General features: G+C 73.4%; 9 protein-coding genes. 8 read left to right on the top strand and 1 reads right to left on the bottom strand.

Annotated features, from left to right (window positions below):
* Positions 1-29: 29 nt before the first annotated feature.
* The 5 genes from pcaH to ACFWPS_RS08085 all read left to right on the top strand — a co-directional run bounded on the left by pcaH (position 30) and on the right by ACFWPS_RS08085 (position 4,720).
* Positions 30-803, top strand: a complete 774-nt coding sequence (pcaH, locus tag ACFWPS_RS08105) for a protocatechuate 3,4-dioxygenase subunit beta (RefSeq protein ID WP_383702301.1) — start codon at positions 30-32, stop codon at positions 801-803.
* A gap of 6 nt (positions 804-809) precedes the next feature.
* Positions 810-1,412: a protocatechuate 3,4-dioxygenase subunit alpha gene (pcaG, locus tag ACFWPS_RS08100; protein WP_383702298.1), complete on the top strand. Its 603-nt coding sequence runs from the start codon at positions 810-812 to the stop codon at positions 1,410-1,412.
* 5 nt (positions 1,413-1,417) lie between these two features.
* Positions 1,418-2,749: a 3-carboxy-cis,cis-muconate cycloisomerase gene (gene pcaB / locus ACFWPS_RS08095; RefSeq protein WP_383702620.1), complete on the top strand. Its 1,332-nt coding sequence runs from the start codon at positions 1,418-1,420 to the stop codon at positions 2,747-2,749.
* Positions 2,746-3,864: a 3-oxoadipate enol-lactonase gene (gene pcaD, locus ACFWPS_RS08090; protein ID WP_383702295.1), complete on the top strand. Its 1,119-nt coding sequence runs from the start codon at positions 2,746-2,748 to the stop codon at positions 3,862-3,864. Before pcaB ends, pcaD begins: the two co-directional genes overlap by 4 nt.
* Positions 3,865-3,928: 64 nt before the next feature.
* Positions 3,929-4,720, top strand: coding sequence for an SDR family NAD(P)-dependent oxidoreductase (locus ACFWPS_RS08085; protein WP_383702293.1), 792 nt, complete (start codon positions 3,929-3,931; stop codon positions 4,718-4,720).
* A gap of 94 nt (positions 4,721-4,814) precedes the next feature.
* On the opposite strand, the gene ACFWPS_RS08080 is transcribed toward ACFWPS_RS08085, so the two are convergent.
* Positions 4,815-7,496 carry an ATP-binding protein gene (locus tag ACFWPS_RS08080; protein WP_383702291.1) on the bottom strand — a complete coding sequence of 894 codons (2,682 nt, stop codon included), beginning with the start codon at positions 7,494-7,496 and terminating at the stop codon, positions 4,815-4,817.
* A gap of 181 nt (positions 7,497-7,677) precedes the next feature.
* On the opposite strand from ACFWPS_RS08080, the gene ACFWPS_RS08075 reads away from it, so the two are divergent.
* The 3 genes from ACFWPS_RS08075 to ACFWPS_RS08065 all read left to right on the top strand — a co-directional run bounded on the left by ACFWPS_RS08075 (position 7,678) and on the right by ACFWPS_RS08065 (position 11,295).
* Positions 7,678-8,958: an MFS transporter gene (locus tag ACFWPS_RS08075; RefSeq protein ID WP_383702289.1), complete on the top strand. Its 1,281-nt coding sequence runs from the start codon at positions 7,678-7,680 to the stop codon at positions 8,956-8,958.
* 4 nt (positions 8,959-8,962) lie between these two features.
* Positions 8,963-10,105 carry an anhydro-N-acetylmuramic acid kinase gene (locus ACFWPS_RS08070; RefSeq protein WP_383702287.1) on the top strand — a complete coding sequence of 381 codons (1,143 nt, stop codon included), beginning with the start codon at positions 8,963-8,965 and terminating at the stop codon, positions 10,103-10,105.
* A 77-nt stretch (positions 10,106-10,182) separates the two neighbouring features.
* Entirely contained in the window at positions 10,183-11,295 is a 1,113-nt protein-coding gene (locus tag ACFWPS_RS08065; RefSeq protein WP_383702285.1) for a DUF2510 domain-containing protein, read from the top strand.
* Positions 11,296-11,440: the final 145 nt, after the last annotated feature.

Genomic DNA, 11,440 nt, shown 5'->3' with positions numbered 1-11,440 from the left:
GAAGGGGCGCTCACCACCTAGGACTTCTTATGACACTCACCCAAGCTGATATCGACGTCGAAATCGCCGCCGAACACGCCGCCTATGAGAAGCGGGTGGCCGAAGGCGCTCCCGTCGAGCATCACCCCCGCCGGGACTACGACCCCTACCGGTCCTCCGTGCTCCGGCATCCGAAGCAGTCTCTGGTCGCCATCGACACGGCCAAGGACCCGGAGCTGGTGGAGCTGCACTCCCCCGCGTTCGGGGAGCGGGACATCACCGGGATAGACAATGATCTGACCCGGCAGCACAGCGGTGAGCCCGTCGGGGAGCGGATCACCGTCTCCGGGCGGCTCCTGGACCGGAGCGGCCGGCCGGTCCGGGGCCAGCTGATCGAGATCTGGCAGGCCAACTCGGCGGGCCGCTACGCGCACCAGCGCGAGCAGCACGACGCCCCGCTGGACCCCAACTTCACGGGTGTCGGCCGTACGATCACCGACGCCGACGGCGGCTACCACTTCACCACCGTCCAGCCGGGCCCCTACCCCTGGCGCAACCACCTCAACGCCTGGCGTCCGGCCCACATCCACTTCTCGATGTTCGGTACGGCGTTCACGCAGCGGCTGGTGACGCAGATGTACTTCCCGAGCGACCCGCTGTTCCCGTACGACCCGATCATCCAGTCGGTGACGGACGACGCGGCCCGGCAGCGCCTGGTCGCGACCTACGACCACGGCCTGTCCGTGCCGGAGTTCTCGATGGGCTACCACTGGGACATCGTGCTGGACGGCCCCGCCGCCACCTGGATCGAAGAAGGACGCTGACCTGCCATGACGAAGATCGACACGAGCAGCCCGGAGAACGTGCTGCCCACGCCGTCGCACACGGTCGGCCCCTTCTACGGGTACGCCCTTCCGTTCCGCGGCGGCGAGGACATCGCGCCCTTCGGGCACCCGGACACGGTCACGGTCCACGGGTACGTCTTCGACGGCGAGGGCACACCGCTGCCCGACGCACTCGTGGAGCTGTGGGGCGCCGATCCCGACGGAAACGTGTCCACGACCGACGGTTCGATCCGCCGCGATCCGGCGACCGGTGACTACCTCGGCCGCAACGGCGTGGAGTTCACCGGCTGGGGCCGGATCCAGACGGACACCAACGGGCACTGGTACGCGCGGACACTGCGGCCCGGTGTCCGGGGCGGCGGCGCGCCCTACATCAGCGTGTGCGTGTTCGCGCGCGGGCTGCTGGTGCACCTTTTCACCCGGATCTACCTGCCGGGCGACGACACGGCGCTCGCCGCCGACCCGCTGCTCACCCGGGTGGGCGAGCGACGCGACACGCTGATCGCCGCCGACGAGGGCCGGGGGACCTACCGTTTCGACATCCGCCTTCAGGGAGAGGGCGAGACGGTCTTCCTGGAGTTCCGGTGACAACAGTGGATCACGGCGGCGGTGACGTCGGGCTGCTCGCTCCCGGGTGGTCCGGTTCCGCCGTCGCAGCCGCGACGAGCGACGGCGCGTACCTGCGGGCGCTGCTCGACGCGGAGGCGGCCCTCACCCGTGCCCAGGCCGCCCTGGGTCTCGCCCCGCCCGAGGCCGCGACGGCGGTGAGCGAGGCGGCCGACCCCGGCCGCTACGACGTCGGCGCTCTCGCCGAGCGGGCCCGCGGCGGCGGCAACCCGGTCATCCCGCTGGTCGCCGATCTGACGAAGGCGGTCGGCGCGGAGTACGGGCCCTATGTGCACCGGGGTGCGACCAGCCAGGACATCATGGACACGGCGACGATGCTGGTCGCCGCCCGCACCCTGGACCTCGTGCTCACCGACCTGGGCCGCACCGCACAGGCCCTGGCCGTGCTGGCCGCCGAACACCGCGGCACACCGATGCCGGGCCGCACGCTCAGCCAGCACGCCGTACCGACGACCTTCGGACTCAAGGCGGCCGGCTGGCGCTCGCTGGTCCTCGACGCCCGGGACCGCGTGGCCCCGGTCCGGGAGTCGCTGCCCGCCCAACTCGGCGGTGCGGCCGGCACGCTGGCCGCCTTCGGGGCGTACGGCGCGGAGCACGCCGAGGAGCTGCCGGCCGGGTACGCCCGTGAACTGGGCCTCGCCGCACCCCTGTTGCCCTGGCACACGCTGCGGACGCCGATCGCGGATCTCGCCGGGTGTCTCGCCTTCGCGGCCGGGGCGCTGGGGAAGATCGCCGCGGACGTGCTGACCTTGTCCCGTACCGAGATCGGCGAGGTCGCCGAGGGCAGCGGAGGCGGTTCCTCGGCGATGCCGCACAAGGCCAACCCCGTGCGCTCGACGCTGATCGCGGCAGCCGCGCGACGGGTCCCGCAGCTCGCGGCCGTCCTGTACGGCTCGATGGTCGCGGAGGACGAGCGGCCGGCCGGTGCCTGGCATGCCGAGTGGGAGCCGTTGCGGGATCTGCTGCGGACCGTGGGAGGTGCGGTCCGGGACACGGCGGAGCTGGCGGAGGGGCTGCGGGTGCACCCGGAGGCGATGCGCCGGAACCTCGACCTCACCAACGGACTGATCGTCTCGGAGCGGCTGTCCGCCGAACTGGCCCCCGTGCTCGGCCGGGCCCGCGCCAAGGAGCTGCTCACCGAACTGGCCCGCCGCACCCATACCGAGCGCCGAACACTGCGTGAACTCCTCGCCGGGGAACCCGACTTGAAGGACGTCGATCTCGACAACCTGACCGATCCCGCCCGCTACACCGGCTGCGCCGGTGTGCTCACCGACCGTGCTCTGGAGCGACGTTGACCGAGAACCTCCTCAACCACCGCGTCGAGGGCCCCGCTTCGGCTCCCCCGCTGCTCCTCGGGCCGTCGCTCGGCACCTCGTACGCCCTGTGGGACGCCGTGGCGCCCGAACTGTCCACCGCACACCGGGTGGTGCGCTGGAACCTGCCGGGGCACGGCGGTTCGGCGCCCGACCTGATCAAGGCGGGGGCGACCGTCGGGGACCTCGCCGACCTGGTGCTCGCGCTCGCCGACTCGCTCGGCATCGAGCGGTTCGCGTACGCGGGGGTGTCGCTGGGCGGTGCCGTGGGGCTGCACCTGGCCGTCCACCACCCGGACCGGCTGGAGAACCTGGCGGTGATCTGCTCCTCGGCCCACTTCGGCGGGTCCGGGCCCTGGGAGGAGCGGGCCGAGCGGGTGCGCCGGGAGGGCGTGGAGTGGCTGGCGGAGAACGCCCCCAGCCGCTGGTTCACCCCCGGCTTCACCGTGCCCCGGCTGGTCGAGGACCAGCGGACGGCCGACCCGGAGGCGTACGCCGCCTGCTGCGACGCGCTGGCCGCCTTCGACCTGCGGGACCGGCTCGGCGAGATCGCCGTCCGCACCCTGCTGATCGCCGGCCGGCAGGACCCCGCGACCCCGCCGCCGCATCTGCGGGAGATCGCGGACGCGGTGCCGTCGTCCACGCTGGTCGAGCTGCCGGGCGCCGCGCATCTGGCTCCCGCGCAGTGCCCCGAGGCCGTCCTCACCGCGCTCCGCTCCCACCTCGACGGGGGCGCCAGGCGCGGGATGGCGGTACGCCGCGAAGTGCTCGGCGACGCGCACGTCGACGGCGCCCAGGCCCGGCAGACGCCCTTCACGGCCCGCTTCCAGGACTTCATCTCCCGCTACGCGTGGGGCGAGATCTGGACCGACCCCACCCTCTCCCGCCGCGAACGCAGCATGATCACCCTCACCGCGCTGGTCGCCCACGGCCACTACGACGAGCTGGCCATGCATGTGCGGGCCGCCCGGCGCAACGGGCTGACGCCGGACGAGATCGGCGCGGTGCTGCTGCAGACGGCCGTGTACTGCGGGGTGCCTGCGGCGAACTCGGCGTTCGCGACGGCGCAACGGGTGCTGGCGGAAGAGGAAGGGTGACCCTGCCGGTCGTACCTCCAGCGGCACCACCCACCCGGCGCCGTCCCGTGCCTAGGCTGGAGGCATGTCCACTGTTCTGATCACCGGTGCCACCTCCGGGCTCGGCCGGTACGTCGCCTTCGAACTGGTCCGCTCGGGACACGTCGTCCTCGCGCACGGCCGCGATCCGGGCCGTACCGAGCGACTGGTCGACGAGTTGCGCACCGAGGGCGCCGCGGAGGGCTTCGTCGCGGACCTGGCCTCGCTGGCCCAGGTCCGCGAACTGGGCGAGCGGGTCGCCGACGCGCATCCCGACCTGGACGTACTGATCAACAACGCGGGCGTCGGCGCCGGCACACCCGGCTCGGCCCGCGAACTGAGCACGGACGGCCACGAGTTGCGTTTGGCCGTCAACTACCTGGCCCCCGTGACCCTCACCCACGCCCTCCTCCCGGTACTGCGCGCGAACACCCCCGCCCGCATCGTGAACGTCGGCTCGGCAGGCCAGGAACCCCTCGACTTCGACGACCCCGAATTCACCCGCGGCTACCAGGGCTTCGCCGCCTACTGCCGAGCCAAGTTCGCCTTGGCGGCCCACACCTTCGCCCTGGCGGAGGAGTTGGCGGGCACGGGCGTGTCGGTGAACGTCCTGCACCCCGCGACCTTCATGGACACGGCGATGGTGCGGGAGGGCGGGGTGGCGCCGTGGAGCACGGTGGCGGACGGTGCGCCGGGGGTACTGGCCCTGGCGACAGGGGACTTGGGAACGGGCGGCTACTTCGACGGCACGAGCAGGGCGCGAGCGCACGAGGCGACGTACGAAGAAGACGTACGAAAGCGTCTCTCCGCGGTGACTGATCAACTCCTAGCGCTGTAGCGCGCCCCAAAGGGGCGCGGGGCTGCATCAATGTGCGGCTGCCGCCGCGTGGGCGCGAGCAACCACGCACGACCCGCACCCCGCAACGCACCTCTCACCGCAGCCCCCGCCCCGTATCCAGAACCTCCCGAGCCTGAGCAACCAGCCCATCGGCTCCACAGGACCGAGCCAACGCCAGCCCCCGATTCAGCTCGGCCACCGACCGCGCGGCGATCCCGTACTCCACCCGAGCCGCCGCATGCTCGTACTGGCAAGGCGACGCCTCCAGATAAGCCACCGCCTGCGAAGCCAGCCGCACCTGGCGTTGCCCGGTCTCCAGCGCGGCAGCGCACCGCAGCGCCTCGCCGATCGCCGTGTCCGTGCCGAACCGCTCCGCCTGCCGCCGCGCGTCGCTCGCCAGCTGCGCCGCCCGCGCCGGGTCCTCGCTCGCGAGGGCCCGGGCGAGGTCGAGTGCCCAGGGCACGACCACGGGGTTGAAGTGGCCGCGCGAGGCGGCCGCCTTCTCCGCCGCCTCCAGTTCGTTCACGGCCTCCTTCGTGCGGCCGACGGCGAGCAGCAGCCGGCCGCGCACCGAGCGCGGGTCCGGCATGACGATGGTGGAGGGGTAGGGCGGTGCGAAGCCGTACTGTTCGGCGGTCTCCCAGGCCTGCTGGACGTGGCCGCGGGCGAGCAGCGTGTCGACGAGGTTGCAGGTGGCGGTCCAGTACAGGGGCAGCCGGCGGCCGACCCGCTCGGCGATCCGCAGGGACTCCCGCAAGGAGGTCTCCGCGTCCCGCAGCCGGCCGCGCCTGCGGTGGCCGAGGCCGACGTAGGCATGGGCGAGGGAGAGGTGGCCGCCGCTCCAGCCGGAGGACTCGTAGGCGCGCAGGCCCTCGTTGTACAGGCTCTCCGCGCGGTCGAGGCGGTCGGTGTAGACGTAGGAGTTGGCGAGCATCAGCAGGAGTTCGATGCCCCACTCGGTGTCGGTCCAGCCGAGGCCGGGCGCGAGCCGGCCGTTGACGAGGGCGCGGTCGCACAGCTCGACGACCTCCTCGGCGCTCTCGCCCTGGATCAGCAGGTCGAAGCCGCGCAGCATCAGCAGGGCGCGCTCGGAGTTGTCGCGGCCGGTGCAGGTGGCGGCGAGGTCGGCGAGCCGTTCGGAGCGGTGCGGGGAGACGGCCTCGCCGGCGATGCCCTCCCACATGAACTGGACGGCCTGGAGCCGGAGTCTGGCGGGTCCTTCCTCTTGCCGGGCGGCCTCCGCCTCGACCGTGCGGACGGCCTCCTCCAGCTGGTCGTTGTGGAGGAGGGCCTGGGATAGCCGGAAGACGGCGTCCACGCGTTCGGGACCGGCGAGGCCGGACATGCCGAGTGCGCTCTGCAGATGGCCGATGGTGACGGCGGGCTTGGTGAGGAGGGTGGCGCAGCCCAGTTCGTAGAGCACGCGCGCGTGGACCTCGGGGACGGGCGGTTCGAGGAGGGCGCGTTCGAGGCAGCGGCGGGCCGCGTCCGGGGCGCCGACGGCGAGGTGTTCCTTGGCGGCGTCACGCAGCTGTTCGACGAGTTCCTCGTCGTCGTCCGGGTGCACCTTCAGCAGATGGCGGGAGGCCTCGGCGATGCCGCGGCCGTCGTCGATGACGATCTGGGCGGCGATGCCGTGCATGGCGGTGCACATCGCGGGCGGGATGGAGTTGTAGACGGCGCTGGCGATCAGCGGGTGGACGAACTCCAGGTCGCCGGCGTGGGACCGGGAGCCGGCCGGGTCGGGTTCGGTGAGGATACGCGCGTTGCGCAGCAGTTCGGCGCAGCGCTCGGCGTCGTCCACGGCCATGCTGGCGAGCTGGGCGACGAGGCCGACGGAGATGCCGGTGCCGAGGATGGCGGCGGCCCAGGCGAACCGGGTGGCGTCGACGCCGAGGCCTTCGAGGCGGGTGACGAGGCCGCCGCCCCTGGCCGAGCGGTTGAGGGCGCGCAGTTCGCCGGCCCGGGACTCGACGGGTTCGACCTCGCTGTCCTGGACCTTGGCGAGGAGTTCGACGGTCTCGTAGGGGTTGCCGCCGGTGACGGCCCAGACCTCGCGGCAGAACGGGGCGTCGGCGTGCTCGCCGAGGGTGGCACGGGTGAGGCCGGCGGTGGCGTCCGGGGTGAGGGCGCTGATGGTGCGGACGGGGCGGCCGGCCGCGGCGGCCACGGCGTCGAGGTAGCGGGCGCTGTCGCCGCTGACCTCGCCGGGGCGGCGGGCCACCAGGACCAGCACGGACAGATCGTCCAGGCGTTCGACGAAGGCGGCGAGCCAGGCCAGGGTCTCCTGGTCGGCCCAGTGCGCGTCGTCGATCAGCAGGACCAGCGGCCAGTCGCGTTTGGCGAGCCGGCGGACGGCGGCGACCAGGCCGTCGCAGACGCCCTGCGGGTCGGCCAGGCGGTCCCCGGGGTCCGTGATGCCGAGGGCGGGGCCGGCGATGTCGTACCAGTCGCCGAGGTACTCCCGGGCCTCCTCGGGCAGCAGGGAGACCAGGGCGGGCTGTAACAGCTGCCGTACGACGTGGAAGGGCACGCTGCGCAGGGTCTCGACGCCGCGGGTGGACCAGACGGTGCAGCCCCGGCGTTCGGCGATGCGGCGGGTCTCGGCCAGCAGCGCGGTCTTGCCGAGCCCGGCCTCGCCGCGCAGCACCAGCAGGTTCCCCGAGGTGGAGTGGTCGGCGCCCAGGGCGTCGAGCGCCTCGGTGATGGCGGCGATCTCCTCGTCGCGCTCCCAGAGGGGAGCCGAGGCGCCTCCCGGGAGCTGCTCCTCCGTCATCCCGTTACCTCCCCAAGTCGCCCGAACGACGTACAGACCACGAGCCTAGCCGTCCGGTTGGCTGTCCGGAGGCGGGTCCGGGCAGCTGTTGCCGAGACGGGTGAAAGCGGGTGCACCCGGGCGACGCGGGACGGCCCCGACCTGCCGCTGTGCATCGAACGGACCGTCAACGGGCAGGAACATGAGGCTGACTTTCGAAGATCGGGCAGTACGGGAGCGGAACCGGCCCCTCCGGGCGCTGGCGGCGGGCTCGGTCGGCAATTTCATCGAGTGGTACGAGTTCGGTGTCTACGGCTATGTCGCGACCGTCGTCGCCGAGCGGTTCTTCACCCCGGCGGGCGGGAGTGCGGCCGAGGGGCTGGTGCGTACGTACGCCTCGTTCGGGCTGGCGTTCTTCTTCCGTCCGCTGGGCGCGGCCCTGTTCGGCCGGCTGGCGGACCGGCTCGGCCGGCGGCCGGTGCTGATCCTGGTGGTGACGCTGATGACGGGCGCGACCGCGCTGATCGGCGTGCTGCCGACGTATGCGCAGGCGGGGGCGCTCGCGCCGTGGCTGCTGACGTTCCTGAGGGTGGTCCAGGGGTTGTCGGCGGGCGGGGAGTTCGGGGGCGCGGTGGCGATGCTGACCGAGTTCGCGCCGCCGGGGCGGCGGGGGCTGTACGGGGCGTGGCAGTCGTTCACCGTGGCGTTGGGGCTGCTGGGCGGGGCGGGGGTGGCGGTGGGACTGTCCGTGGTCCTGACGGCGGACCAGTTCGGTTCCTGGGGGTGGCGGCTGCCGTTCCTGCTGGCGTTGCCGCTGGGTGCGCTGGCGCTGTGGCTGCGGATCGGGCTGGACGAGACACCCGAGTTCCGGGAGCCGGCCGCGGGCGCGGTGCGCGCCGTGCGGGTGCCGGTCGGGGCGATCGCGCTGGCCGCCGCCCGGGTGATGGGCTGGTCGGCGGCCGGGTACACCTTCCTGGTGGTGCTGCCGTCGTACCTCCAGGCCGCGCTGCACACCGGCTTCCGTCAGGCGCTGCTGGCCACCGTGGTGGCGAACCTGGGGTTCGCGGCGGCGATCCTGCCGGCAGGGCTGCTCAGCGACCGGGTGGGGCGGCGGCCGGTGATGCTGGCGGGCGCCGGGCTCGTGGTGCTGCTGGCGCTGCCTCTGCTCGGCCTCCTCCAGGATCCGGGGGCCGAGACCGCCGTGAAGGGGGCGGCCCTGTGCGGTGCGGGTGCGGTGGTGGGGCTGATGGCCGGACCGGGGCCCGCCATGCTGGCCGAGATGTTCCCGGCGCGGGCCCGCTGCACGGGCCTCGGACTCGCCTACGCCCTGTCCAATGCCGTGTTCTCGGGCTGTGCGGGCCTCATCATCACGGAGGCGGTGCGGCGCACCGGGGATCTCGACGTTCCCGGCTACTACGCGGCGGCGACCTGCGCGGTCAGCGTGCTCGCGCTCGTCAGGTCACCGAAGAGGAAGGCGGGTTGAGACGTTGCTGGTGATCGGCCTGATGTCCGGGACGTCGTACGACGCGGTGGACGCGGCGGCGGCCGAGCTGCGGCTGGTGGACGGCACGCTGCTGCTGAAGCCGCTGGGAATGGTGAGCACGCCGTACGACGAGGAGCTGCGGGAGGCGCTCGCGGGGGCGCTGCCCCCGGCGGCCGTACCGCTCGCGCGGGTGTGTCTGCTGGACACCCGGATCGGGCAGGCGTTCGCGGCGGCGGCTGTCCGGGCCAACCGTGAACTGTGCGGCGGGCGTGCGGAGTTGGTGGCCTCGCACGGACAGACGGTCTACCACTGGGTGGCGGACGGCCGGGTGCACGGCACCCTGCAGCTGGGGCAGCCGGCCTGGATCGCGGAGGCGACCGGGCTGCCGGTGGTCGCCGACTTCCGGCCACGGGACGTGGCGGCCGGCGGCCAGGGCGCTCCCCTGGTGAGCCTGTTCGACCTGCTGTGGCTGCGCGGGCGGCCGGGGACGCCGGTGGCGCTGAACATCGGCGGGATCGCCAACGTCACCGCACCGGACGGCACGGCCTTCGACACCGGGCCCGGGTGCGCGCTGATGGACGCGGCGGCCGGGGAGTTCACGGGCGGCCGGCTGGCGTACGACGTGGACGGGAAGCTGGCCGCACGCGGCCGGCCGTTCGGACCGCTCCTTGACCGGCTCCTGGAAGAGCCGTACTACGCGCTTCCCGCGCCCAAGACGACCGGCAAGGAGCTGTTTCACGCCGAGTACTGGCGGGCCGTCGAGCGGCTGCCCGCCGAGGACGCGCTGGCGACCCTCACCCTGCTCACCGCGCAGACGGTGGTGGACGCGGTGCGCGGCCTGGATGCCACGGAGGTGATCGCCTCGGGCGGCGGCACCCGCAACCCGGTGCTGATGGCGATGATGCGCACCAAGCTGCGGGAGCTCCCGGTCCGCGTCTCCGACGAGCTCGGTCTGCCCGCGGCGGCGAAGGAGGCGTACGCCTTCGCGGTCCTCGGCTTCCTCACCGCACACGGCCTCGCGGGCACGGTCCCGGCCGCCACCGGCGCCCGCCACCCGAGCGTCCTGGGCTCCCTGACCCCCGGCCGGAACGGCCTGCGCCTGCCCCCGCCGGCACCGGGGCCGCCGGTGCGGCTGCGGATCGAATGAAGCGTGCCGGACCGCCTCGTACGAACATTGCCGGATCCTCTCATCCGACTTTCACCGACGCCTCATACGGTGGGGGCATGACGCAGGTGACTCCTCCCGGGTGGTACCCCGATCCCGGGCAGACAAGTGACGGTCCGGCCACCGAACGCTGGTGGGACGGCAAGGCCTGGACGGAGCAGACCCGGCCCGCCGGGTCGGCCGCCGACTGGGGTCCCCCGCCGCAGCCGCCGACTGACGGGGCGCAGCCGGCCGACGGGGCGCAGCCGGCCGACGGCGCACAGCCGGCGTACCCGGCGTATCCGGCCGGCGAGGCCTATCCCGCATACCCGGGTTATCCGGGATACCCGGCGCCGCCGGTCCCCGCCAAGCGCGGGCTGCGTACCGGCGTTGCCGTCGGCATCGCCGTGGCGGTCCTCGCCGCCATCGGGGTGGGCGCGTGGGCGCTCACCGGCAACGGCGGGGACAGCGGCGACCAGCAGGCATCGCAGCAGGGTTCGGGCGGCCAGGGCGGATTCGGCCAGGGCGGTCCCGAAGGCCAGAACGGCGGGCAGAACGGCGGGCAGGGCTTGCCGTTCGGCGGGTCGGGCGGCAGCTCGGGTTCCGGTGGCACCGACGGGGGCGCGTCGCCGTCGCCGGGCCAGTCCGAGGCGCCGAAGGTCAAGGGCGGCGGCACGGTGTCGGACTCGATCAACGCCATCAGCATCCCGGTGCCGGACGGCTGGACCGGGCAGGCGCTCAGCTACGGCGCCAACGTCAGCTCCGACGACTCCTACAAGTGCCCGGGCGACACCTCGCAGACCTGCACCGCCGGCGGTGCCTACTCGGCGCCCGCGGTGGTGCTGGGCACCAAGGGGGACACGGCCGAGGAGATCGCCAAGGCGGACGTCTCGGCCAACGCCACGGAGTCGTACGGGGGCAAGACCTACGGCTCGATCACCTCGCACCAGGTGCTCGCCTCCAAGGCGGTCACGGTGGCCGGGCAGAAGGGGTACATGGTCCGCTGGAAGGCGATCACCAGCAAGGGCGCCGACGGCTACGTCGAGTCGCTGGCCTTCCCGTCGCCCGCGAACTCCGCGCAGATCGTGGTGGTCCGGTTCGGCGTCGACGTCGGCCAGAAGGAGTCGGTCATCGACACCATCACCAGCGGCATCAAGGTGTCCTCGGGCAGCGGCAGCGGTTCGAACGTCTGACCTGCCCCGGTCCCGGAACAGCAGTCGGCCGGGTGGAGCGCCCCTCCGCTCAAAGGGGCACCCCCCCCCCCCGGGGGGGGGGTGGGCGAGGGGGGGGCCCGCCCGCCCCCAAAGGCCCCGGCAAGCCGCGCCCAAGGGGCACCCC

It is taken from the genome of Streptomyces sp. NPDC058457 (assembly GCF_042720695.1).
Classification (GTDB): domain Bacteria; phylum Actinomycetota; class Actinomycetes; order Streptomycetales; family Streptomycetaceae; genus Streptomyces.
This window is presented reverse-complemented; position numbering and strand designations above follow the sequence as displayed.

Excerpts from the sequence above, each read along its gene's own strand:
- ACFWPS_RS08065 (WP_383702285.1), top strand. The coding sequence starts at position 10,183 with ATGACGCAGGTGACTCCTCCCGGGTGGTACCCCGATCCCGGGCAGACA.
- ACFWPS_RS08085 (WP_383702293.1), top strand. The coding sequence starts at position 3,929 with ATGTCCACTGTTCTGATCACCGGTGCCACCTCCGGGCTCGGCCGGTAC.
- pcaG (WP_383702298.1), top strand. The coding sequence starts at position 810 with ATGACGAAGATCGACACGAGCAGCCCGGAGAACGTGCTGCCCACGCCG.
- ACFWPS_RS08080 (WP_383702291.1), bottom strand. The coding sequence starts at position 7,496 with ATGACGGAGGAGCAGCTCCCGGGAGGCGCCTCGGCTCCCCTCTGGGAG.
- ACFWPS_RS08075 (WP_383702289.1), top strand. The coding sequence starts at position 7,678 with ATGAGGCTGACTTTCGAAGATCGGGCAGTACGGGAGCGGAACCGGCCC.
- pcaH (WP_383702301.1), top strand. The coding sequence starts at position 30 with ATGACACTCACCCAAGCTGATATCGACGTCGAAATCGCCGCCGAACAC.